The 24,495-nt window shown below is 54.9% G+C and carries 19 protein-coding genes and 1 other annotated feature; of the genes, 12 read left to right on the forward strand and 7 right to left on the reverse strand.

Features of this window, described 5'->3' with window-relative positions:
- From dnaA to gyrB, 4 genes are read left to right on the forward strand one after another with little or no spacing between them, the layout of a single operon-like run.
- Positions 1–1,395: a chromosomal replication initiator protein DnaA gene (gene dnaA / locus FY206_RS00005; protein WP_032644250.1), complete on the forward strand. Its 1,395-nt coding sequence runs from the start codon at positions 1–3 to the stop codon at positions 1,393–1,395.
- A 4-nt stretch (positions 1,396–1,399) separates the two neighbouring features.
- The gene (gene dnaN / locus FY206_RS00010) at positions 1,400–2,500 is read left to right on the forward strand and encodes a DNA polymerase III subunit beta (protein WP_032644248.1); all 1,101 of its coding nucleotides are present in this window, start codon (positions 1,400–1,402) and stop codon (positions 2,498–2,500) included.
- Entirely contained in the window at positions 2,500–3,573 is a 1,074-nt protein-coding gene (gene recF, locus FY206_RS00015) for a DNA replication/repair protein RecF (protein WP_032644247.1), read from the forward strand. The genes dnaN and recF overlap by 1 nt, the downstream gene beginning before the upstream one ends.
- A 28-nt stretch (positions 3,574–3,601) precedes the next feature.
- Entirely contained in the window at positions 3,602–6,013 is a 2,412-nt protein-coding gene (gene gyrB, locus FY206_RS00020; RefSeq protein ID WP_032644246.1) for a DNA topoisomerase (ATP-hydrolyzing) subunit B, read from the forward strand.
- A 34-nt stretch (positions 6,014–6,047) separates the two neighbouring features.
- Here the strand turns inward: gyrB and FY206_RS00025 are convergent, their stop codons facing one another.
- On the reverse strand, positions 6,048–6,983 hold the full coding sequence (locus tag FY206_RS00025) for a LysR family transcriptional regulator (protein ID WP_032644245.1): 936 nt from the start codon (positions 6,981–6,983) through the stop codon (positions 6,048–6,050).
- Between the two features lie 102 nt (positions 6,984–7,085).
- On the opposite strand from FY206_RS00025, the gene FY206_RS00030 reads away from it, so the two are divergent.
- Positions 7,086–8,111: a zinc-dependent alcohol dehydrogenase family protein gene (locus FY206_RS00030; RefSeq protein WP_077064359.1), complete on the forward strand. Its 1,026-nt coding sequence runs from the start codon at positions 7,086–7,088 to the stop codon at positions 8,109–8,111.
- Positions 8,112–8,264: 153 nt separating this feature from the next.
- Here FY206_RS00030 and FY206_RS00035 read toward each other — a convergent pair whose 3' ends face one another.
- The 4 genes from FY206_RS00035 to FY206_RS00050 are packed head-to-tail and all read right to left on the reverse strand — an operon-like array spanning position 8,265 to position 14,825.
- A complete protein-coding gene (locus FY206_RS00035; RefSeq protein ID WP_032644243.1) occupies positions 8,265–9,416 on the reverse strand; it encodes a DUF3322 domain-containing protein in 1,152 nt (383 codons plus the stop codon).
- On the reverse strand, positions 9,397–12,777 hold the full coding sequence (locus tag FY206_RS00040) for an ATP-binding protein (protein ID WP_045890425.1): 3,381 nt from the start codon (positions 12,775–12,777) through the stop codon (positions 9,397–9,399). Before FY206_RS00040 ends, FY206_RS00035 begins: the two co-directional genes overlap by 20 nt.
- Positions 12,770–13,375, reverse strand: a complete 606-nt coding sequence (locus FY206_RS00045) for a DUF4194 domain-containing protein (protein ID WP_032644241.1) — start codon at positions 13,373–13,375, stop codon at positions 12,770–12,772. The genes FY206_RS00040 and FY206_RS00045 overlap by 8 nt, the downstream gene beginning before the upstream one ends.
- A complete protein-coding gene (locus FY206_RS00050) occupies positions 13,362–14,825 on the reverse strand; it encodes a DUF3375 domain-containing protein (protein WP_032644240.1) in 1,464 nt (487 codons plus the stop codon). The genes FY206_RS00045 and FY206_RS00050 overlap by 14 nt, the downstream gene beginning before the upstream one ends.
- Before the next feature lie 164 nt (positions 14,826–14,989).
- Between FY206_RS00050 and yidA the strand changes: the two genes are divergently transcribed.
- Positions 14,990–15,802, forward strand: coding sequence for a sugar-phosphatase (gene yidA, locus FY206_RS00055; protein WP_032644239.1), 813 nt, complete (start codon positions 14,990–14,992; stop codon positions 15,800–15,802).
- Between the two features lie 50 nt (positions 15,803–15,852).
- Positions 15,853–17,082, forward strand: coding sequence for a YidR family protein (locus FY206_RS00060; RefSeq protein WP_045890423.1), 1,230 nt, complete (start codon positions 15,853–15,855; stop codon positions 17,080–17,082).
- Here the strand turns inward: FY206_RS00060 and FY206_RS00065 are convergent.
- Complete coding sequence (locus tag FY206_RS00065) at positions 17,079–17,411, reverse strand: YceK/YidQ family lipoprotein (RefSeq protein ID WP_032644237.1); 333 nt, start codon at positions 17,409–17,411, stop codon at positions 17,079–17,081. The genes FY206_RS00060 and FY206_RS00065 overlap by 4 nt on opposite strands.
- A gap of 249 nt (positions 17,412–17,660) precedes the next feature.
- Positions 17,661–17,732, forward strand: a sequence feature (ROSE (Repression Of Heat Shock gene Expression) occurs in the 5'-region of heat shock genes and acts as an RNA thermometer to modulate expression.).
- Between FY206_RS00065 and ibpA the strand changes: the two genes are divergently transcribed.
- The 3 genes from ibpA (at position 17,726) to FY206_RS00080 (ending at position 20,528) form a co-directional block, all read left to right on the forward strand.
- The gene (ibpA, locus tag FY206_RS00070) at positions 17,726–18,136 is read left to right on the forward strand and encodes a small heat shock chaperone IbpA (RefSeq protein ID WP_008500162.1); all 411 of its coding nucleotides are present in this window, start codon (positions 17,726–17,728) and stop codon (positions 18,134–18,136) included. Its footprint overlaps the feature before it by 7 nt.
- Before the next feature lie 136 nt (positions 18,137–18,272).
- Positions 18,273–18,701 carry a small heat shock chaperone IbpB gene (gene ibpB / locus FY206_RS00075; protein WP_032644236.1) on the forward strand — a complete coding sequence of 143 codons (429 nt, stop codon included), beginning with the start codon at positions 18,273–18,275 and terminating at the stop codon, positions 18,699–18,701.
- Between the two features lie 165 nt (positions 18,702–18,866).
- Positions 18,867–20,528 carry a putative transporter gene (locus tag FY206_RS00080; RefSeq protein WP_032644235.1) on the forward strand — a complete coding sequence of 554 codons (1,662 nt, stop codon included), beginning with the start codon at positions 18,867–18,869 and terminating at the stop codon, positions 20,526–20,528.
- Here FY206_RS00080 and FY206_RS00085 read toward each other — a convergent pair.
- Complete coding sequence (locus tag FY206_RS00085; protein ID WP_077064361.1) at positions 20,496–21,242, reverse strand: GntR family transcriptional regulator; 747 nt, start codon at positions 21,240–21,242, stop codon at positions 20,496–20,498. The genes FY206_RS00080 and FY206_RS00085 overlap by 33 nt on opposite strands.
- 221 nt (positions 21,243–21,463) lie before the next feature.
- Between FY206_RS00085 and FY206_RS00090 the strand changes: the two genes are divergently transcribed.
- Together FY206_RS00090 and FY206_RS00095 are read left to right on the forward strand one after the other, a co-directional pair.
- Positions 21,464–23,086, forward strand: a complete 1,623-nt coding sequence (locus tag FY206_RS00090; RefSeq protein ID WP_032644233.1) for an alpha-glucoside-specific PTS transporter subunit IIBC — start codon at positions 21,464–21,466, stop codon at positions 23,084–23,086.
- The gene (locus FY206_RS00095) at positions 23,083–24,405 is read left to right on the forward strand and encodes a 6-phospho-alpha-glucosidase (RefSeq protein WP_032644232.1); all 1,323 of its coding nucleotides are present in this window, start codon (positions 23,083–23,085) and stop codon (positions 24,403–24,405) included. The genes FY206_RS00090 and FY206_RS00095 overlap by 4 nt, the downstream gene beginning before the upstream one ends.
- Positions 24,406–24,495 lie beyond the last annotated feature (90 nt).

Below are 24,495 nucleotides of genomic sequence, written 5' to 3' on the forward strand. Positions count from 1 at the left end.
GTGTCACTTTCGCTTTGGCAGCAGTGTCTTGCCCGATTGCAGGATGAGTTACCAGCCACAGAATTCAGTATGTGGATCCGCCCGTTGCAGGCGGAACTGAGCGATAACACGCTGGCTTTGTATGCGCCAAACCGTTTTGTGCTCGATTGGGTAAGGGACAAGTACCTTAACAACATCAATGGACTGCTGAACGATTTCTGCGGGTCAGATGCCCCACAGCTGCGCTTTGAAGTGGGCACAAAGCCGGTCACCCACACCGTTCGTGAAACCGTAAACGTCGCAGCGCCAGCGCAGGCCGCTCCTGCGCCAGCGCCTCGCGTCGCACCCGCTCGTCAGGGCTGGGATAACGTGCCTGCACCGGCAGAGCCAACCTACCGCTCCAACGTTAACGTCAAGCACACGTTCGATAACTTCGTTGAAGGTAAATCGAACCAGCTGGCGCGCGCGGCGGCTCGCCAGGTGGCTGATAACCCCGGTGGGGCCTACAACCCGCTGTTCCTCTATGGCGGCACGGGTCTGGGTAAAACGCACCTGCTGCATGCGGTGGGTAACGGCATTATGGCGCGCAAGCCCAATGCCAAAGTGGTGTATATGCACTCCGAGCGCTTCGTTCAGGACATGGTAAAAGCCCTGCAAAACAATGCGATCGAAGAGTTTAAACGCTACTATCGTTCCGTTGACGCGCTGCTGATCGATGACATCCAGTTCTTTGCCAATAAAGAACGATCGCAGGAAGAGTTTTTCCACACCTTCAATGCCCTGCTGGAAGGTAATCAGCAGATCATTTTGACCTCGGATCGTTACCCAAAAGAGATCAACGGCGTTGAAGATCGTCTGAAATCCCGCTTCGGCTGGGGCCTGACCGTGGCGATCGAGCCACCGGAGCTGGAAACCCGCGTCGCGATCCTGATGAAGAAAGCCGATGAAAACGACATTCGCCTGCCGGGTGAAGTGGCGTTCTTCATTGCCAAGCGTCTGCGCTCCAACGTGCGTGAGCTGGAGGGGGCGCTGAACCGCGTTATCGCCAATGCCAACTTCACCGGTCGTGCGATCACCATCGATTTTGTGCGTGAAGCGCTGCGCGATTTGCTGGCATTGCAGGAAAAACTGGTCACTATCGATAATATTCAAAAGACGGTGGCCGAGTACTACAAGATCAAAGTGGCAGATTTACTGTCTAAACGTCGTTCCCGCTCGGTGGCGCGTCCGCGTCAGATGGCGATGGCGCTGGCAAAAGAGTTAACCAACCACAGCCTGCCGGAAATCGGCGATGCGTTTGGTGGCCGTGACCATACGACCGTGCTGCACGCGTGCCGCAAGATTGAGCAGTTACGCGAAGAAAGCCACGACATAAAAGAAGATTTCTCCAATTTAATCAGAACACTATCATCGTGACGCTATGAAATTTACCGTTGAACGTGAACATTTATTAAAACCGCTGCAACAGGTGAGTGGCCCATTAGGCGGCCGCCCAACGCTGCCTATTCTCGGAAACCTGTTGCTTCAGGTCGCGGACGGTACGCTGTCGCTGACCGGTACAGATCTGGAAATGGAAATGATAGCGCGCGTTACGCTGACGCAGCCGCACGACGCGGGCGCGACCACGGTTCCGGCACGTAAATTCTTTGATATCTGCCGTGGGCTGCCGGAAGGCGCTGAAATTGCCGTGCAGCTGGAAGGCGACCGTATGCTGGTGCGCTCTGGCCGCAGCCGCTTCTCGCTCTCCACGCTGCCTGCCGCAGACTTCCCGAACCTGGACGACTGGCAGAGTGAAGTTGAATTCACCCTGCCGCAGGCAACGATGAAGCGTCTGATTGAAGCCACGCAGTTCTCCATGGCGCATCAGGACGTTCGTTACTACTTAAACGGCATGCTGTTCGAAACCGAAGGTGAAGAGCTGCGTACCGTAGCCACCGACGGCCACCGTCTGGCGGTCTGTTCTATGCCGATTGGCGATTCGCTGCCGAACCATTCGGTGATCGTGCCGCGTAAAGGGGTGATTGAGCTGATGCGTATGCTCGACGGTGGCGACACGCCGCTGCGCGTGCAGATCGGCAGCAATAACATCCGCGCCCACGTGGGCGACTTTGTCTTCACTTCGAAGCTGGTTGACGGCCGTTTCCCGGATTATCGCCGCGTGTTGCCGAAGAACCCGGACAAGACGCTGGAAGCCGGTTGCGACAGCCTCAAGCAGGCCTTTGCCCGTGCCGCCATTCTCTCTAACGAGAAATTCCGCGGCGTGCGCCTGTTTGTTCATGAAAACCAGATCAAAATCACCGCCAACAACCCGGAGCAGGAAGAGGCAGAAGAGATTCTGGACGTCACCTACGCCGGGGCTGAGATGGAAATCGGCTTCAACGTCAGCTACGTGCTGGACGTGCTGAACGCGCTGAAATGCGAAAACGTGCGCATTCTGCTGACCGACTCCGTTTCGAGCGTACAGATTGAAGATGCGGCCAGCCAAAGCGCGGCTTATGTTGTCATGCCAATGAGACTGTAATGTCGCTCACCCGTCTGTTGATCCGCGACTTTCGCAACATCGAAAGCGCGGATCTCGCTTTATCCCCCGGCTTTAACTTCCTGGTTGGCGCAAACGGCAGCGGCAAAACCAGCGTGCTGGAAGCCATCTATACGCTCGGCCACGGTCGGGCGTTTCGCAGTTTGCAGATTGGTCGCGTCATTCGCCACGAGCAGGAATCCTTTGTTCTGCACGGGCGTTTGCAGGGAGCGGAGCGGGAAACCGCCATCGGCCTGACTAAAGACAAGCTGGGCGACAGCAAGGTGCGCATCGACGGCACCGACGGCCACAAGGTGGCGGAGCTGGCGCTGTTGATGCCGATGCAGCTGATCACGCCCGAGGGGTTTACTTTACTCAACGGCGGCCCCAAATACAGAAGAGCGTTCCTCGACTGGGGATGCTTTCACAACGAAGCCGGTTTCTTTAACGCCTGGAGCAACCTGAAGCGCCTGCTCAAGCAGCGCAACGCCGCGCTGCGCCAGGTGACCCGTTACGCCCAGCTGCGTCCGTGGGACATGGAGTTAATCCCTCTCGCGGAACAGATCAGCCGCTGGCGTGCCGAATACAGCGCAGGTATTGCCGAAGACATGGCCGACACCTGCAAACAGTTTTTACCCGAATTCTCTCTCACCTTCTCCTTCCAGCGCGGCTGGGAGAAAGAGACGGATTATGCCGAGGTGTTAGAGAGAAACTTCGAGCGCGACCGCATGTTGACCTACACCGCGCACGGCCCGCACAAGGCGGATTTCCGCATTCGTGCCGACGGTGCGCCGGTGGAAGACACGCTGTCGCGCGGGCAGCTCAAGCTACTGATGTGTGCGCTGCGCCTGGCACAGGGGGAGTTCCTCACTCGCGAGAGCGGGCGACGCTGCCTGTACCTGATAGATGATTTTGCCTCGGAACTTGACGACGCGCGGCGCGGGCTGCTTGCCAGCCGCTTAAAAGCCACGCAGTCGCAGGTTTTCGTCAGCGCGATTAGCGCTGAACACGTTATGGACATGTCGGACGAAAATTCGAAGATGTTTACCGTGGAAAAGGGTAAAATAACGGATTAACCCAAGTTGAAATGAGCGAGAAACGTTGATGTCGAATTCTTATGACTCCTCCAGTATCAAAGTCCTGAAAGGGCTGGATGCGGTGCGTAAGCGCCCGGGTATGTATATCGGCGACACGGATGACGGCACCGGTCTGCACCACATGGTATTCGAGGTGGTAGATAACGCTATCGACGAAGCGCTCGCGGGTCACTGTAAAGACATCGTGGTCACCATCCATGCGGACAACTCCGTCTCCGTCACCGATGACGGTCGCGGCATCCCAACCGGTATTCACCCGGAAGAAGGCGTCTCCGCGGCGGAAGTGATCATGACCGTGCTGCACGCAGGCGGTAAGTTCGACGATAACTCCTATAAAGTTTCCGGCGGCCTGCACGGCGTAGGCGTCTCCGTGGTTAACGCCCTGTCGCAGAAGCTGGAGCTGGTTATCCAGCGCGAAGGCAAAATCCACCGTCAGCTCTATACGCACGGCGTGCCGCAGGCACCGCTGGCCGTCACGGGCGATACCGACAAAACCGGTACCATGGTGCGTTTCTGGCCGAGCCTCGAAACCTTCACCAACGTCACCGAATTCGAATACGACATCCTGGCGAAACGCCTGCGTGAACTGTCGTTCCTGAACTCCGGCGTCTCGATTCGCCTGCGCGACAAGCGTGACGGCAAAGAAGACCACTTCCACTACGAAGGCGGTATCAAGGCGTTCGTTGAGTATCTGAACAAGAACAAAACGCCTATTCACCCGAATATCTTCTACTTCTCCACCGAAAAAGACGGTATCGGCGTGGAAGTTGCGCTGCAGTGGAACGACGGTTTCCAGGAAAACATCTACTGCTTCACCAACAACATTCCACAGCGTGACGGCGGTACGCACCTGGCGGGCTTCCGCGCGGCGATGACCCGTACCCTGAACGCCTATATGGACAAAGAAGGCTACAGCAAAAAAGCGAAGGTCAGCGCCACCGGCGACGATGCCCGTGAAGGCCTGATTGCCGTTGTCTCCGTGAAGGTGCCGGATCCGAAGTTCTCCTCGCAGACCAAGGACAAGCTGGTCTCCTCCGAGGTGAAATCGGCGGTTGAACAGCAGATGAACGAACTGCTGAGCGAATACCTGCTGGAAAACCCGTCCGACGCGAAAATCGTGGTGGGCAAAATTATTGATGCGGCGCGTGCCCGTGAAGCGGCGCGTAAAGCCCGTGAAATGACCCGTCGTAAAGGCGCGCTGGACTTAGCCGGCCTGCCGGGCAAGCTGGCTGACTGCCAGGAACGCGACCCGGCACTGTCCGAACTGTACCTCGTGGAAGGGGACTCCGCGGGCGGTTCTGCGAAGCAGGGCCGTAACCGTAAGAATCAGGCGATTCTGCCGCTGAAGGGTAAAATCCTCAACGTTGAGAAAGCCCGTTTCGACAAGATGCTCTCTTCCCAGGAAGTGGCGACGCTCATCACCGCGCTGGGCTGCGGCATCGGCCGTGACGAGTACAACCCGGACAAACTGCGCTACCACAGCATCATCATCATGACCGATGCGGACGTCGACGGCTCGCACATCCGTACGCTGCTGTTGACCTTCTTCTATCGTCAGATGCCTGAAATCGTTGAGCGCGGCCACGTCTACATTGCACAGCCGCCGCTGTACAAGGTGAAGAAAGGCAAGCAGGAACAGTACATTAAAGACGACGAGGCGATGGATCAGTACCAAATCGCGATCGCTCTCGATGGCGCCACCCTGCACGCGAACTCTCACGCCCCAGCCCTGGCCGGCGAGCCGCTGGAGCGTCTGGTGTCCGAGTTCAACGCCACGCAGAAAATGATTACGCGTATGGAACGCCGTTATCCGAAAACGCTGCTGAAGGAGCTGGTTTATCAGCCAACCCTGACCGAAGCCGATCTGAGCAACGAGCAGACCGTCACCCGCTGGGTGAACGCCCTGGTGACCGATCTGAACGAGAAAGAGCAGCACGGCAGCCAGTGGAAATGCGACGTTCAGCAGAACGCCGACCAGCAGTTTGAGCCGATCGTTCGCGTGCGTACCCACGGCGTCGACACCGACTACCCGCTGGAGCACGAGTTTGTCACCGGTCCGGAATACCGCCGTATCTGTACCCTCGGCGAGAAGCTGCGCGGCCTGATCGAAGACGATGCGTTCATCGAACGTGGCGAACGTCGTCAGCCGGTAGCCAGCTTCGAGCAGGCGCTGGACTGGCTGGTGAAAGAGTCCCGTCGCGGCCTTGCGATTCAGCGCTATAAAGGTCTGGGCGAAATGAACCCGGACCAGCTGTGGGAAACCACCATGGATCCGGAAAGCCGCCGCATGCTGCGCGTCACCGTTAAGGATGCGATTGCTGCGGACCAGCTGTTCACCACCCTGATGGGCGATGCGGTTGAGCCACGTCGTGCCTTCATCGAAGAGAACGCCCTGAAAGCGGCGAATATCGACATTTAATTGTCGTTATGCCGCACGAAAACCGGCCGCGCGTTTAGCGCGGCTTTTTTATGGGCGCAGGCATATCCAGCGACATCACGGACGGTAAACGGCTGGCGAGCGTATCTATCGCCATTCTTACCCTCAGCGGCAGATGCGGCGTCTGCTGCCAGACAGCATGAACGTCGAAACGCACTTCCGGCGCCTGCTTTAACAGCGGGACGAGCTTTCCCTGATGAATCTCTTTGCTGACCATCCAGCAGGGCAGCCATGCAATGCCGTGTCCGGCCAGCGCGGCGTCGCAGATCGCCTGTAAGTCATCCATATTGAGCGATGAACGGGGAGTAAAAGTGTGCGACGTCCCGGCGTTATCCATCAGCTGCCAGGATAACACTCTGCCTGCACGGAGATAGTTAATGGCCGCATGCTGGGTTAGGTCAGCCACGCTTTGCGGCTGACCTTTCTTGAGCAAATACTCCGGCGCGGCGCACAGCACCATGCGGTGTTCTCCCAGCCTTCTGGCGACCAGCACGCTGCTGTCCTGCAGCGTGCCGTTACGCACCGCCATATCAAACCCCTCCTCGACGAGATCCACCACGCGGTCGCTGAATGACATTTCCAGATCAAGTCCGGGGTGTTCCTGCGCCAGTTCAATCAACAGCGGGGCGACGCACTGGCGACCAAACAGCACCGGCATGGCAACGCGCAGGCGGCCGCTGACCTGCTGTTTCCCCGTTTCAAGCAGCGACTCTGCGCCCCGAATCTCCTCCAGCGCGCGCAGGCAGCGTTCATAAAAAAGGGCGCCGCTATCGGTCAGCCTCTGGCTGCGTGTGGTGCGCTGAAACAGACGGACCCCTAGCCGTTGTTCAAGGCGAGCGATGCTTTTACCCACCGCCGAGCGTGATAAATGCAGGCGAATGGCGGCCTGAGCAAAACTTCCCGCCTCAACGGCGGCGACGAAAATAGGAATATCCTTCAGCGTATCGGTCATGGATTGTATCTATTAGGGCGTCAATATAGAGAAAAACTATCGCCACTGGTGACGTTAAGTCAACGCTAGACTTAACGTTCATCTGATGGCAGGAGAAATAAAATGACAGAAACAATGCAGCGCTGGTCCATGGACGCTCTCGGGCGCGAGAGCCTCAGGCTCGTTCAGGAGCCTGTTCCCGTGCCCGGCCCGCGTGAAGTGCGCGTAAGGGTGAATGCCGTTGCGCTCAACTATCGCGATAAAATGGTGATTGAAGGCACGATGCCGCTCCCGCTCTCCTTCCCGTTTACCCCCGCGTCCGACATGGCGGGCGTGGTGGACAGCATTGGTGAAGGCGTCACGCGTTTCCAGCCCGGCGCGCGCGTTATCTCAACCTTCTTTCCGGAGTGGATCGACGGCAGGCCGCAGGCGGACGCGCGCAATTTGCCCTATAGAACGTCCGGCGGATACTTTCAGGGAATGCTGGCCGAGCATGTGATTGTGAAGGAAGACGCGCTGGCTGCATCGCCGGAGACCCTGGATGACGCAGAGGCCAGCACCTTACCGTGCGCGGGGCTTACCGCCTGGTTTGCGCTGGTGGAACGCGGCCAGCTGCGCGCCGGGCAATCGGTGCTGGTGCAGGGGACGGGCGGCGTGGCGATATTCGCCCTGCAAATCGCAAAAGCGCACGGCGCAGAGGTGTTTGTCACCTCGGGGAGCGATGAAAAACTGGCGCTGGCCAAAAAGCTGGGCGCCAGCCAGGGCATCAACCGCCTGAAAGGCGACTGGGCTGAACATGCCCTGGCGCTGTCTCAGGATCGCGGCATTGACCATATTATCGAAACCGTGGGGGGCGATAACCTGAAGCATTCTCTGCGCGCGGTTGCCGTTCACGGACGTATCTCGGTCATTGGCATGCTGGCCGGGACGGACATTTCGCTGCCTGCTGGCGAACTGTTGCTGAAATCCCCGGTTATTCAGGGGATTGGCGTCGGACACCGCCGGGCGCTGGAAGATTTCGTTCGCGCCGTGGACGTGACGAGGCTGAAGCCGGTGATTGAGCATCGCTACCGCTTTGATGACCTTGAGCAGGCGCTCGAACATCTGGATCGCGGCGCGTTCGGTAAAATCGTTCTCACCCGCGAGTAAGTCTTTGTTCTCCGGGGTAAGGGTAAAGTGGCTTAATCTTGTAAGCATGAAGCTGCACTCATTTACTCCGGGGAACTCATGGCCAGCTAACTCATCGCTGTCGATATGGATGGCTCTGACTATCCTGTTCCCCGTTTGTTCACAGAGGGGCGGTTAGGATGATGGATATAATTTCTCCAGAGCCTGCTGTATCACAGCCATCGAAATATATTCCTGTTCCAGACGTATCTTCTCACCAAAGCGATCATGCACTAGCGCCTGATAAAGCTGCTGCTCATGCTCTGTCAGGTGAGACAGTAACCGTGAGCAGGGTTTGTCTTCTTTTACCCACGAAGCCCGGTGCGTTAGCAGGGTGTTTTCATCCATCAAAAAACTTTGGGTATGAGGGTAAAGTTGACGGAACTGGCTCAGTATCGCAAAGCCATGGGTGTCAATATCTCCCCAATAAAAGAGCTTTTGACGACAAAGCCAGCGGGCAGATGACAACATGTCAAAGCCATATCCTCGTCCGAAAACCGCCATACTTCCTACTGGCCCAGAAAAGGTCAAAAAATTGATTTCATTTTCAATCACAAAAACGCTGGTGACGGGTAAAGACAGCGAGGAGAATTCATGACTATCAATTTCCCTGTCCTGACGGGCAAAGCGATATCTGACGCGCTGGGGTTTGTCGCGAAAGCCAAAGCGGCGATTAAACTGAAGAATACCACGCGCCGACGGGTCAATGGTTTCTGGCGGTAGGGTCAGATCCAGTAATTCCGTTAAGATACCTCTGTGTTGCTCAATAAACTTACTGTTGATGTCAGGTAGATCGAGTTGGCGCAAGTAAATGCCCGGACGAGGATTTAACTGTAACCAGCCGATAATCGACAGCAGCTTTGTCCAGTCTTGTTCCAATACGCGTAAAGGATACTTGATTAACCAACTGCGCAGGACGGGCTGAGCGACAACAATGTACTGGAATAGATGCAGATAGCGCTCGGAAGTTTTTCGCAAGCCAAGAATTTTCACAGCGTCAAAGGCCGAATCCACCCAAATTTTAGCCGGGAGTCGATTCATGCCAATTACGCGATGCCTGACTTCCCGCCATTCAAGGTGATAGCCTTTCTCTGCACTCTCAGACAACAAGCTGATCCACTGGCGAACTTCATTAAAACGTGAAGAGAGGTCGTCTGAGGTCGGTTTTTTACAGGTCAACTGCCGCGGGAAATAGCCGCTATCCTCCACCAACTCACGTAAAAGCACTCCTTTTTCCCACAGTTTCTGTAACTGCTTTTTTAGCGCCTCAGGCGTTGTCCAGCTCATGTTTTTTCTCTGCTTTTTCCTGCTGATAGACGTCAATACTGATGTTACGCAGCCGAGAAATCTTTCCGGCCTCGTTGTGCACAAACCCCACGTTGGCGACATACGGTTCGATAATATGGATTTTTTGCAATGGTGTGACGATCAGTAATTGCAGATTTAAGCGCTTAAAGAGCTCCAGACCATACTCCGCAGATTCATCTGAACCCCGGCCGAATGCCTCATCAATGACGACGAAGCGGAATGAGCGTGAGCGTTTTTCACCCCACTCAAGGCCGAACTGATAAGCCAGGCTGGCGGCAAGAATGGTATAGGCAAGTTTCTCTTTCTGACCGCCGGATTTACCGCCAGAGTCTGAATAATGTTCATGCTCGGTATCATCTTCTCGCCAGCGTTCGGAAGCTGAGAAGATGAACCAGTTACGCACATCCGTCACCTTCGTGGTCCAGCGCTTGTCATGATCGCTTAACCCTTCCCGGCCCCTGAAGCGTTCAATAATACGTTTCACCTGCAAAAATTTGTCTTCTGAATACTGTTCATCTTCTGAGCCCGTCAATGCACCCTCTGTGCAGACGCGTAGTTCATTCTGAAAATCACGAATATCTGCATCAGCGCTGAGTTGAGCCACCAGTGAAATATAGCGCCCGGGGTTGTAATCAATAGGGACCAGAGAATCATTAATTTTTTCGATACGCTCTTTGATGGTCTCTCTTTCCCGGTTGAGATGGCTTTGAAAACTGGCGATATCATTAATAGTATTTTCATTTAGCAACTGCTTAAAGCGAGCCTCGAAACGGGGGAGATCGTCAGCCTGCAATGCGTTTAGCATTTGACGATATTCATGGGCGGATTCAATATTTGCGTCGATCTCCTGCGTCTCAAGCGGATACTGATGATTATAACCCGTCATACTGTTGATAATTTTGTCACGGGACCGGCCAATTTTTTTATCTTCGTTGTCGATTTTATCCTGCAACCAGTTGCGCATCTCCTGCTGACAATTATCACAAGACTCGACGTTGATTTGCCTGCTTGGGAGAGCCTCTCCACGCCAGTGCTCCAGCTGAGGATAATAGCGAGGCATGTTCTGTTCATTTGCTGTTATTTGCACAGCTTGTGCTTCCTTTAGGCTCTCCTCTGCGCGATCGATCTTTTCCTGCGTGCGTCCACGTAAATCAATTTTATCCGCATGGGTTGTCTCCAGCGTCTGGATTTCCGTCAGGATCTTATTCAGTTGTTGGCTTAACACCGCCAGGTGATCGGACGTCGCTTCAAGTTCGCGTTTTTCAATTTCCAGTCGGGCGATTTCCTGCGCCAGCGGCTGCCAGTCCATAGCCTGATAATCGTTATGTTCACTGAGGCGATTATAAATATCGCGTTGTTGTTGCAGGTTTTTAAGGTTTACATCAATTGATGTTATCTCTTTTCCGAGCTCTGCTAGCTCTTGCTCCAGATCCCCTGCCTGTTTTTCCAGTACGGCGATTTTCTCCAGGTTGCTCCATCCCAGAATATAGCGACTGCGGTCATTAATATTATGACGGTCATCTTTTTCGTGGCGATCTCCTGGGGATTTGATCTGACCGCTACGGGTAATTGCCTTAGTCTCACGACGAAACTGCTCCAGCGTGTCACAACAGATATGGTTAAATTGTAGTAGTCGCCTTTCCAGCCAGTCATACCAGAGAGTATCGGGCTTTATCTGTAGCTTTTCGCTAATCGCGCCAGGAAGCGGGGATAAAGCAGCATGATGCATACCAGCATTTACCCTGAAGTAACTTAACCGACCATTGAGATGGTGATTTTCAACCCACTGCGAGACTTGGGGGTAATGTTCGTCGGAGACCAGAATGGAGAGACCAAAGCCGTGTAAAAGCCGTTCCGCAGCCCCTTCCCAGGCTTTTTCCTCTTCACGTATGGCGATCAACTCACCGACAAAGGGAAGATGTTCTTCATTGAGCCCGAGCGCCTCACAGATAGCGGCGCGTAGCGTAATTTGTCGGGCATCGATATTGCTGCGTCGTGAACGAAGATTGTTTATTTCAGCGCTCAGTTGCTGGTGTATTTCACGTTTGCGAGTAAATTTGAAATGTAACTCGTGTTTTTGTTGCTGCAACTCGGCTTCGCGGTCGGTAAGCTCATCAGAATGAATTTGCAAAAGCTGGCGTGTCGCCAGCCATTCATCATGATCTTTAACCGCTGAGAGATTAACTTTACCTAATAGCTCGTTATAGTTATCTGCCGCCTTCAGACGACGATTTTTCTCTTGCTCGCGATGGCTGATGTTCAGGCGCAGTTGTTCCAGTCGATCGCCGCCATTAGCGGCAATATCAGCACGTAACTGCCTTTCCTGGCTTCGTTTTTCGTACAGTTGTTCAGCCGTTACCGCAAGCGTATTTTGATAGCGCTGTAGCTCATCTTTGAGGTTAAGCAGCCGTTTTTCGAGCAGTGTTTGCTTCAAACTGGCAAACCAACCTGCGAGGGCATCACGGCAGGCGCGCATGGTCTCTGTTTCCTGAATCAAAAGCGCATGCCTGTCGCACTCATCAACAAGTGGCCTTAATTGGTCAACCTGTCGACGAGCTTTCAGTATCGACTCATGCGCGCGATTGAGATCGTCAAAATGTTCAATCAGATGCGTAATCCGCTGGGCCACATCAAACGGCTCCAGCATATGGCTACGGACGAACTCAGTGAGATTACCGACTGATTTCATCGAAACGGTCTGATGAAACAGCTCCAGTGCTTGTTCATTGTTTATGCCAAAGCGGCGACGGAACCAGGTACCGTAAGGTGGGAATGAATCAAATATCTCTGCGCTGTTTTTTCTGAGTTTTTTACGCAAGTTATTAATATCGGAACCGAAACCAGAAAAATCTTGTGCGATAGAGAGATCATTATCCGTAACGACGTAAAAAGCGACCGGTTTTCCTGCCGGTTCTTTTAACGAGAATACCTGCGCCAGAGTAACGGTTTGACCAAAACCTTCATTACGAAAAACACCAAGAATAACGGAATAATTTCGATGATCACGGAGTGCGACGGGTTTTCCCCCCATGCTGTTTTCCAGGCGCTCTGATTTGTAGTACCCCAGCACGTACGATCGGAGAGAGCGTTCTTTATTTTCCGCTCCAGCGGCTTTGTTGTAGGCAATACGATGAGATGGCACCAATAATGTGGTTATCGCATCAACAAGGGTTGATTTTCCGGAACCAATATCGCCTGTGAGAAGAGCATTTTTTCCCTCCAGGTTAAAGGTCCAGACCTGATTGTTAAATGTACCCCAGTTAAAAATTTCCAGGCGTTCGAGGCGAAAACCGGCAGATGACTCGTCGCTGCTAAAATCGAGCTCCAGTGCATTAGTCATTATTTTCTTTCCTGAGATGTTGGCTATAGGCCTGCAAGCGCGTATCGAAATCAGATAACCACTGCGCATCGACAAACGCTTTCAAAATACGTCGGACTTCCCAAGTTTGATTTTGGTTACGTAGCGGGCGTAAGAAACCCATTTCAACGATTTTGTTGATATGACGGCCAATCTGATCGACCAGACGAGCTTCGTTGGTGCTTTCAGCCATGAAGACCCGCAGTAAATCAACTATCTGTTCTTGAGTAAGAATCAAACGTGTTTCGCTACCGCTGGCGTCGAATTCCGCCATTTTTTTGCGTAACAACGCCAGTAAGAGGCTCACGGGAAACGAAAGCGGTCTTCGGGAAATAAGGCGAGCAGCGGATTCATCATCGGCATTATCAGGATCTGAACGCAAAAAAGCGTAACCTTCCGCTTCGTCAAGATGAAGTTCCAGATTCATTACCCGACAGTAATCCCGAATCTGAATTTGTAAACGCAGTAATGCTCCCCACAGATGAGGATCGTTTTCCTGATAAATAACCCCTTTTAGTAATGAGATAATGAGCGTTGAAAGCGCGCTATCCGGTGAAAATGAGGCATCATTCTGTTCCATTAATTATCTCCTGTGCTCGGGTAAAAATGACGGTGTTGATGCGCGCCATTTTTTCTTCACCCGTTGCGGTAAACCAATAGATGCTTTCACTACTACATTCATCAAACGTTGCGGTAGCGGACTCGCTGGCGAGTTGTATATAGGTGACCAGTTCAGCCAAGCCCTGCTGCAGGGGATACAGGGATACCAACTCATGTAACGTGATTTGGGACCGGGTTTGTAGTTCTTTGCGAATATTGCGCACTAAGCGAGATTTGTCGACGGTGATTTGCGAAAAAAGAATATCAATATCTATTGATTCATCACCCTGCTCAAGTATCTGCTGAATTATTTGGGCTTTAACAGGAGGGGTGTAAAGCGGACGTTCGCAAGGCAACATTATCTGTGGCTGAGCATCACTGATATCCATTATGTCGCCTTCTGGCGGCGCTTTTTTTAAGGCGATGGCATGATGTTCAATATTATGTAAAATTTCCATAATACGTTTATTTTCAAGCCACGCCTGATCGTCAAGGAAACGTCGTAATTGTTGTGAGAGTTGCGCAACGGTGCGTTGCGTATATTCCCCGGCTTCAAGCCAGTCATAGTGAATACGTTTGATGCGAGAATCGGGCTGTGTTTCGGCAATAGCGTCAAGGGATAATAACTTTTCAAGCAATCGAGAGAACTCTTCCTGTCTCGATTGTGACATCAAAAAGTCCCAAAAAGCGCGAAAGCTTCGCCCTTGATCTGATTCCGTGATGGCATCGCGCTCACCCAGTACTTGCATTAACAGGTCGCCTTTAGCCCCGTTCCATAAGGCAATTCGCTCGCGAACATTTCGATCGAGTTGGCGGAAATTATGCTCAACCTGTCGGAAGTCTGAGAGTAATTCACGCGATAATTGCACAATTTGCTGGAAGCGCTCTTTTTGCGCGGTGCTGTCTAATAGTGACAGTTTGCCGTTGCGGATTGCCATTATCTCTGCATCAATCTCGTTACGCTGTTGCTCAAGCTCCTGAATGCGCAGTTCAGGATTATGTTCACTGCCGGAGATCACTTGTTTGAGCAGCTCAAACAAAGTGACCAGCCTGGATTCAGTACCGATAAAAGAAGAATCACCCAGTTTATCCAGCCAGCTTAATGCCTTTTCCGTCGCAGGTGTAAGATCGAACCAGGGGCGGTCATCTCCCGGAAGATAAAATTTTCGTAACCAGCCGCGCTCTGGCGCTGCCCAGTCGTTCAGATAATCCCGTGCAGCACGAGGATAAAGCTCATCTCCGTATTGTTGGCGTAAGACATAGAGCGTGTCTTCGAGTTTTTCTGTCAATGCTTCCTGTGTAATGCTGCGGGCGTTCGGTAATGCAAATGCGTGCCAGAGAAAGCTGGCAATAAGTGCGGCGGAATCTGCGCGTAGTAATTTCCATGCAGGGTGGTTTGTGCGCATGGTATCCAGAGTGTCAAAATCCATAAATGCGCATCTCCCGAAAATATAAGGTTATTTCCTATCTTATCTTGATTATCTTCTGCCAAAAAAGAGGGACAGATCGCATTGCTATAATCCCCTTTTAATCTGCTGTTTTTTGAGCGGAATCGCGTTAGCATGAAGTAGCACTCATTTATCCCGGGGAACTCATGGCTATCAAACTCATTGCAATCGACATGGACGGCACGCTGCTGCTGCCAGACCACACTATCTCTCCAGCCGTTAAGAACGCGATCGCCGCGGCACGCGCGAAGGGCGTGAATGTGGTGCTGACCACCGGACGTCCGTATGCGGGTGTGCACAGCTACCTGAAAGAGCTGCACATGAACCAGCCTGGCGACTACTGCATCACCTATAACGGCGCGCTGGTGCAGAAAGCCGCGGATGGCAGCACGGTTGCGCAAACCGCGCTGAGCTACGATGACTATCTGTTCCTGGAAAAGCTGTCCCGTGAAGTGGGTTCCCACTTCCACGCGCTCGATCGCAATACGCTCTATACCGCCAACCGCGATATCAGCTACTACACGGTACATGAATCTTACGTTGCGACCATTCCGCTGGTGTTCTGTGAAGCGGAGAAAATGGACCCGGCGACGCAGTTCCTGAAAGTGATGATGATCGACGAGCCGGAGATACTGGATAAAGCCATCGCGCGCATTCCGGCAGAGGTCAAAGAGAAGTACACCGTGCTGAAAAGCGCGCCGTACTTCCTCGAAATCCTCGATAAACGCGTCAATAAAGGCACGGGCGTGAAATCGCTGGCCGACGCGCTGGGTATTAAACCTGAGGAGATCATGGCGCTGGGCGACCAGGAGAACGACATCGCGATGATTGAATTCGCCGGTATGGGCGTGGCGATGGATAACGCGATCCCGTCGGTGAAAGACGTGGCAAACTTCGTCACTAAATCCAATCTGGAAGACGGCGTGGCGTACGCCATCGAGAAGTTTGTGCTGAACTAATCACCCGCTTGCTATACCCTGATGCGATAACTGCGCATCAGGGTATCCTCATGAAACAAATCACCTTCGCTTCCCGCAACCACCAGCTAACCAACATCAATACCTGGACGCCGGACAGCCAGTGGCTGGTCTATGACGTGCGCCCGTCTGGTGCGTCGTTTACCGGTGAAACCATCGAACGGGTGAACGTCGGTACGGGGGAGGTTGAGGTGATTTATCGCGCCACCGACGGTGCGCACGTTGGCGTGGTGACCGTTCATCCTGCACAAGAGAAATACGTTTTTATCCACAGCCCCAAAAACCCGGATGCGGACTGGCGCTACGATTTTCACCATCGCCAGGGGGTGATTGTGCATCAAGGCCAGGTGAGCAACCTGGACGCGATGGATATCACCGCGCCTTACACCGCCGGCGCGCTGCGCGGCGGCAGCCACGTCCATGTCTTCAGCCCAAACGGGCAGCTCGTCAGCTTTACCTATAACGACCATGTCTTGCATATGCGCGATCCAAAGCTTGATTTACGCAACGTTGGCGTGGCGGCGCCTTTCGGCCCGGTGAATCCACAGGGGAACCATCCGCGTGAATATCCGGGGGCTTACTGGAGCGTGCTGGTCAGCCGCACAACGCCAACGCCAGAGCCGGGCAGCGACGAGATTAACCGCGCCTACGAAGAGGGCTGGGTGGGCAACAGCAGGCTGGCGTTTATCGGGGATACTCTCTCTACGAAGGGCGAAAAAATACCGGAACTGTTTATCGTGGACCTGCCTGAAGACGAACAGGGCTGGAAGCGTGCGGGCGATGCGCCGCTACAGGGCACGCCAGAAACGCTGCCTGCGCCGCCAGCGGGCGTGATGCAGCGTCGGTTAACCTTCACGCATCACAATCGCTATCCGGGCCTGGTGAACGTGCCGCGCCACTGGGTTCGCAGCAATCCGCAGGGAACGCAGATCGCGTTTCTGATGCGTGATGATAACGGCATTGTGCAGCTGTGGCTGATCTCGCCTGATGGCGGCGAGCCGCGCCAGCTGACGCAGACCGCGAGCGGTATTCAGTCTGCGTTTAACTGGCATCCGGCGGGTGACCGTCTGGGGTTTGTGCTCGAAAACCGGATCGCCTGTTGCGACGCACGGACCGGAGAAGTGACGTTTTTGACGTCCGATCGCGGCAATCCGCCGTCTGCGGATGCGGTCGTGTTTTCCCCGGACGGGCGCTTTATTGCGTGGATGGAAGAGACGAGCGGTTTCCGTCAGCTTTGGGTAACGGAAACCGCACAGAACTAGCGTGGAGGCAGGTTTGCGGGCGGGATGACGGCGTTTGTCGCCAGATTTTCCTGCTCGCTTTTCTCTACCCGTGAGCGCACGGAGCTGTCCTTACGAAACATATCCCACGGCAGCAGAACCGTATCCGCCACGGCCGTAAAGGGCATATCCAGGATAACCAGGGATTTGGTGCCCCAGTTTGTATCGTCATCGGAGATCATCGCCGCGCTGGCGCGCGTCCCCGGATATGTTCCTTCTTTACCGCCGGTGTGAGACATCACGCTCGAACACCCGCAAAGTAAAACTACCCCGCTGAACGTCGTCAGCTTTATCAGAACATTTTTCATCATCACTCAGTCATCGTTAATGGCACTGCATAGACCTGCAACTCAGGGTTATAGCGAGCCTTATCCCAAATGGATAGCCCGATAACCCCGCACTGTGGCAGCCATCGCAATTTAACCCTTTGTGCTGTTGTCCCAGAGTCTATGCGACAACCAGCAAAGTGCAAAAAAATCTCACATAAATGGCCTTGAAAAGCGCGGTTGCAGACCCATTTTAAGAATACGACCCGATAACGAACTCGCCTGATGGGTTTTCGGGGTCGCAAGGCCTGTCCATGGTGGAAGGCTGCAATTTCTCGCTGATTTCAGGAGTTTTATTTATGCGTAACTTCGATCTTTCTCCGCTATACCGTTCTGCAATTGGTTTTGACCGCCTGTTTAACCATTTAGAAAATAACCAAAGCCAGAGCAACGGCTACCCTCCATACAATGTTGAGCTGGTTGACGAAAACCACTACCGCATCGCCATTGCCGTCGCCGGTTTTGCAGAAAACGAACTGGAGATCACCGCGCAGGACAACCTGCTGGTGGTGAAAGGTTCCCATACGGCCGAGCAGAAAGAACGTACCTACCTCTACCAGGGCATCGCCGAGCGCAACTTTGAACGCAAGTTCCAGTTAGCCGAGAACATTCACGTCAAGGGCGCGAACCTGGTTAACGGCCTGCTGTTTATCGAACTGGAACGCGTGATTCCGGAAGAGAAAAAACCGCGCCGTATCGAAATTAACTAATTATGCGGGTCGCAAACGCGGCCCACACAGACTTGCTTGCCGTAACGGGAGCATATGCGAATCCATCCGGATTTGCAGGAACAACTGCGCACAAAATTAAACTGTGCCGAACTCGCTTCTCAGAAGGAGATTTAGTATGCGTAACTACGATTTATCCCCCCTGCTGCGTCAGTGGATTGGTTTTGACAAACTGGCTAACGCCCTGCAAAGCACCACCGAGCAACAGACGTTTCCGCCGTACAACATCGAAAAAAGCGACGATAACCACTATCGCATCACCCTCGCGCTGGCCGGCTTCCGCCAGGACGATCTGGATATCCAGCTCGAAGGCACGCGTCTGACCGTGAAAGGTACGCCGGAAAAACAAGAGACCGAAACCAAATGGCTGCACCAGGGGCTGGTTAATCAGCCGTTTAGCCTGAGCTTTACCCTGGCAGACCATATGGACGTCTCCGGCGCAACCTTTACCAACGGGCTGCTGCATATTGACCTGACCCGTAACGTGCCGGAAGCCATCGCGCCGCAGCGTATCGCCATTAGCGACCGGCCAGCGTTAAACAGTTAATCGTGTGCGGGCTGGTGCCCTCACCCCGGCCCTCTCCCTCAGGGAGAGGGTGAAAAGATAAGGCCCTGCCCCGGCAGGGCTTTTTTGTGCGCCATCGCCCATACAACGCCCCACGGCTCTGAGAGAATCCCTGGTATAACTAAGGTTATGGGCAGGGAGTGGATCATGAGTGATATCGCGTTAACCGTCAGCGTGTTGGCCCTGGTCGCTGTTGTTGGCCTGTGGATAGGGAATATCAAAATCCGCGGCGTCGGGTTTGGGATAGGCGGGGTGCTGTTTGGCGGCATTTTTGTCGGGCACTTTGCCGACAAGCTCGGGCTGGTCCTCAGCGCCGAAATGCTGCACTTTACGCAGGAGTTCGGCCTGATCCTCTTCGTTTATACCATCGGTATTCAGGTGGGCCCGGGGTTTTTCGCCTCTCTTCGTGTCTCCGGATTACGGCTTAACCTGTTTGCTCTCGGCATTGTGGTGATGGGCGGGCTGGTCACCGCCATTCTGCATAAAATCTTCGATATCCCGCTGCCCGTGGTGCTGGGCATTTTCTCCGGGGCGGTCACTAACACGCCCGCGCTCGGTGCCGGGCAGCAAATCCTGCGCGATTTGGGCATAGAACCCGGCATTGTCGACCAGATGGGGATGAGCTACGCCATGGCCTATCCGTTTGGGATTTGCGGCATTCTTCTCTCCATGTGGCTGGTGCGCGTCCTGTTTCGCATTAACGTCGACAAAGAGGCGAAAGACCACGAAACCACGCTTACCAACGGCCATATGCCGATCAAAACCATCAACATTCGGGTCGATAACCCTAACCTGAACAATATGGCGATTCAGGACGTGCCGATCCTGAACAGCGCCAATATCATCTGCTCCCGCCTCAAGCGTGACGATATGCTGATGGTGCCCGCGCCCGGCACCGTTATTCAGCAGGGCGATCTGCTGCACCTGGTCGGCCAGCCGGGGGACTTAAACAACGCGCGGCTGGTGATTGGCCAGGAAGTGGATACTTCGCTCTCAACCCGCGGCACCGATATGCGCGTTGAGCGCGTTGTGGTGACGAACGAGCACGTGCTGGGCAAGAAAATACGCGATTTGCAGGTAAAAGAGCGCTATGACGTGGTGATCTCCCGCCTCAACCGTGCGGGTGTCGAGCTGGTCGCCAGCCCGGAGGCCAGCCTGCAGTTCGGGGATATCCTCAACCTGGTTGGCCGCCCGTCGTCCATCGACGCCGTGGCGGATATGGTGGGTAACGCCCAGCAAAAACTGCAGCAGGTGCAGATGCTGCCCGTGTTTATCGGCATCGGGCTCGGCGTGCTGCTCGGCTCTATTCCGCTGTACGTGCCGGGCTTCCCGGTGGCGCTCAAGCTGGGCCTGGCGGGCGGGCCGCTGATTATGGCGCTGATCCTCGGGCGCATCGGCTGCATCGGTAAGCTCTACTGGTTTATGCCGCCGAGCGCCAACCTGGCGCTGCGCGAGCTGGGCATCGTGCTGTTCCTGGCGGTGGTCGGGCTAAAATCCGGCGGGGATTTTGTCGATACGCTGGTCAAAGGCGAAGGGTTGAGCTGGGTCGGCTACGGCATATTTATCACCGCGATTCCTCTGCTGACGGTGGGCATTCTGGCGCGGATGTTCGCCAAAATGAACTACCTGACGCTATGCGGGATGCTGGCGGGCTCCATGACCGATCCGCCCGCGCTGGCCTTTGCCAACAACCTGCACACCACCAGCGGCGCGGCGGCGCTCTCCTATGCTACCGTCTACCCGCTGGTGATGTTCCTGCGCATCATCACCCCGCAGCTACTGGCGGTGCTGTTCTGGGGGATGGGCTAGCAGGTCGTCCGGGTGGATGCGCCGCAGATGGTAGTCCACCTGATAATCGCTGGAATTTCGGAACATCACGGAATAATTGAGGAACTCGCCGCTGTCGCTGTAGGAAAGGGAGGTGATACGCAGCAGCGGCGTCTGTTCCGGCAGGTTCATATAACCCGCCAGCTGCTTATCGGCCAGCACCGGCGTCAGGCTCTCATAGTTGCCGCTGATGGTGATCCCGCACTCCTTCTCGATGTAATCAAACTTTGACCCTTCCAGATGCGCCAGCGACAGATTGCGAAACAGCTTCACCGGCATAAAGCTGTCCTCCAGCATCAGCGGCTTTCCGTCCACGTAGCGCACCCGTCGGGAAAAGTAGATCCGCTCATCCACCTGAATCCGCAGCTGGCTGGCGATGGCGGGCGGGGCGGGCATCACTTCGAACTGCAGCACCTTGCTCTGCACCTCTTTTCCCTGCTGGCGCAGCACCTCCACCAGCCCGGTCAGGTTGGTGGTTTCGTGGTGAACGTCTTTGCGTGACACAAACGTTCCGCTCCCGTGCCGCCGTTCAACCAGCCCCCAGCCCACGAGGAGATCCAGCGCCTTGCGAATGGTCATGCGCGCCACGCCGAACTCCTGTGCCAAAGCCTTCTCACCGGGCAGCGGGCTGCCGATGTTGTAGTCCGACGAATTCAGCCGCAGCCGCAATCTGTCGGCGATAGATTTGTAGATCACCAGTAGACCTCTCTGCCCCCATTATGGCGTCGGTTACGTCTTAACATGTCCATATTTACAACGAAAAGTAGACCTGATTGGTCAAAATAAAACCATGAATGCGATCACGAATCGCAGCGGCACGCCATGTTCGCGCATCAGTAAGTTCTTATGCTCACCTCAGGCCAGCAAAAAACCATAAAGGCCTCTACCCCTACAGGTTGTTTCATGAGGATTTAAAAATGCTCAGTCAAATACAACGTTTCGGCGGTGCCATGTTTACCCCGGTGTTGCTGTTCCCCTTCGCCGGGATCGTGGTGGGAATCGCCATCATGCTTCGCAATCCGCTGTTTGTCGGCGAAGCCTTAACGGCCCCCGATCATCTTTTCGCGCAGATCGTTCACATCATTGAAGAGGGCGGCTGGGCGGTGTTTCGCAATATGCCGCTGATTTTTGCCGTGGGCCTGCCGATTGGCCTGGCGAAGCAGGCGCAGGGCCGCGCCTGTCTGGCGGTGCTGATTAGCTTTCTGACCTGGAACTACTTCATCAACGCGATGGGGATGACCTGGGGCCACTTCTTTGGCGTCGACTTCTCCGCCGAACCGACGGCGGGAAGCGGGCTGGCGATGATTGCCGGCATCAAAACGCTTGATACCAGCATCATCGGCGCCATCGTGATTTCGGGCATCGTGACCGCCATCCACAACCGCTATTTCGACAAGCCGCTGCCGGTTTTCCTGGGGATTTTCCAGGGAAGCTCCTTCGTTGTTATCCTCGCGTTTTTCGTCATGATCCCCTGCGCCTGGCTGACGCTGCTGGGCTGGCCGAAAGTGCAGATGGGCATTGAGTCCCTGCAGGCGTTCCTGCGCTCCGCCGGGGCGCTGGGCGTGTGGGTGTATACCTTCCTGGAACGCATTCTGATCCCAACCGGATTGCACCACTTCGTCTACGGCCCGTTCATCTTCGGCCCGGCGGCGGTTGAGGGCGGAATTCAGGTCTACTGGGCGCAGCATCTGCAGGAATTCAGCCAGAGCACCCTGCCGCTGAAAACCCTCTTCCCGGAAGGCGGGTTCGCGCTGCACGGCAATTCAAAAGTGTTTGGCTCGGTCGGGATTGCGCTGGCGATCTGGTACACCGCGTCGCCGGAAAACCGCGTCAAGGTGGCGGGCCTGCTGATACCGGCCACGCTCACCGCGGTGCTGGTGGGCATTACTGAACCGCTTGAATTCACCTTCCTGTTTATCTCACCGCTGCTGTTTGCCGTTCACGCCGTGCTGGCGGCCACCATGGCAACGGTGATGTACGCCTTCGGCGTGGTCGGGAACATGGGCGGCGGCCTGCTGGACCAGTTCCTGCCGCAAAACTGGATCCCGATGTTCCACAACCACGCCTCAACGGTCTTTACCCAAATCGGCATCGGCATCTGCTTTACCGGCCTCTACTTCGTGGTCTTCAAAACGCTGATCGTGCGTCTGAACCTCAAAACGCCGGGCCGGGAGGAGAGCGAAATCAAGCTCTACAGCAAGGCCGACTATAAGGCGGCGCGCGGGCAAACCACCGCCCCGGCGGCGGCCAGCCAGCAGGTCGGACAGGCCGCCGGATTCCTGCAGGCGCTCGGCGGCGCGGCCAACATCGAAAGCATCAACAACTGTGCTACCCGCCTGCGTATCGCCCTGGTCGATATGGCCAAAACGCAAAGCGATGACGTCTTCAAAGCCCTCGGCGCCCACGGCGTGGTGCGACGCGGCAACGGCATTCAGGTGATAGTTGGCCTGCACGTTCCTCAGGTGCGCGACCAGCTGGAATCGCTGATGAAAACCCCTTTATCGAATGAACAAACCACCCTGACAGAGGCTATATCATGAAAAAATTCTCAGTTGTCATTGCCGGCGGCGGCAGCACCTTTACGCCTGGTATCGTCCTGATGCTGTTAGCCAACCGTGACCGTTTCCCGCTTCGCGCCCTGAAGTTCTATGACAACGACGGCGCGCGTCAGGAGACCATCGCCGAAGCGTGCAAAATCATCCTTAAGGAGCAGGCCCCGGAGATTGAGTTCAGCTACACCACCGATCCGAAAGCGGCGTTTACCGATGTCGACTTCGTGATGGCGCATATCCGCGTGGGCAAATACCCGATGCGTGAAAAGGATGAAAAAATCCCGCTGCGCCACGGCGTGCTGGGCCAGGAAACCTGCGGGCCGGGCGGCATCTCCTACGGCATGCGCTCTATCGGCGGCGTGCTGGAGCTCGTTGACTATATGGAGCAGTACTCCCCGAACGCGTGGATGCTGAACTACTCCAACCCGGCGGCGATTGTCGCAGAAGCCACGCGCCGTCTGCGCCCGAACGCCAAAATCCTCAACATCTGCGATATGCCGATCGGCATTGAAGGGCGCATGGCGCAGATTGTCGGCCTGAACAGCCGTAAAGAGATGCGCGTGCGCTACTACGGCCTGAACCACTTCGGCTGGTGGACCTCGATTGAAGACCTGAACGGCAACGATCTGATGCCGAAACTGCGCGAATACGTGGCGAAAAACGGCTATGTTCCGCCTTCGGAAGACGCCCATACCGAAGCGAGCTGGAACGATACGTTCGCTAAAGCAAAAGACGTGCAGGCGCTGGATCCGGACACCATGCCGAACACCTACCTGAAATACTACCTGTTCCCGGACTACGTGGTCGCGCATTCCAACCCGGAACGCACCCGCGCCAATGAAGTCATGGATCACCGTGAGAAGAACGTGTTCAGTTCCTGTCGGGCGATTATCGAGGCGGGAAAATCCTCAGCCGGGGAACTGGAAATCGACGAACACGCGTCGTACATCGTCGATCTGGCGACCGCGATTGCCTTCAATACCCAGGAACGCATGCTGCTGATCGTGCCAAATAACGGGGCCATTCATAACTTTGATGCCGATGCGATGGTGGAAATTCCGTGCCTGGTGGGCCATAACGGACCGGAGCCGCTCACGGTGGGCGATATTCCGCACTTCCAGAAAGGGCTGATGAGCCAGCAGGTGGCGGTGGAAAAACTGGTTGTGGACGCCTGGGAGCAGCGCTCGTACAAGAAACTCTGGCAGGCGATTACCCTGTCGAAAACCGTGCCGAGCGCGTCCGTCGCGAAAGCGATTCTGGATGACCTGATCGAGGCCAACAAGGACTACTGGCCGGAACTGCACTAACCTTCCTGACCGGCATCGCCCGATGCCGGTCTCCTTGTCCTTGTCGATTTACGCTATGCTGAAGCCTGCCTGCAGCACGACAAGGAACCT

Origin of the sequence: Enterobacter chengduensis, from assembly GCF_001984825.2 — a bacterium.
GTDB classification, from domain to species: domain Bacteria; phylum Pseudomonadota; class Gammaproteobacteria; order Enterobacterales; family Enterobacteriaceae; genus Enterobacter; species Enterobacter chengduensis.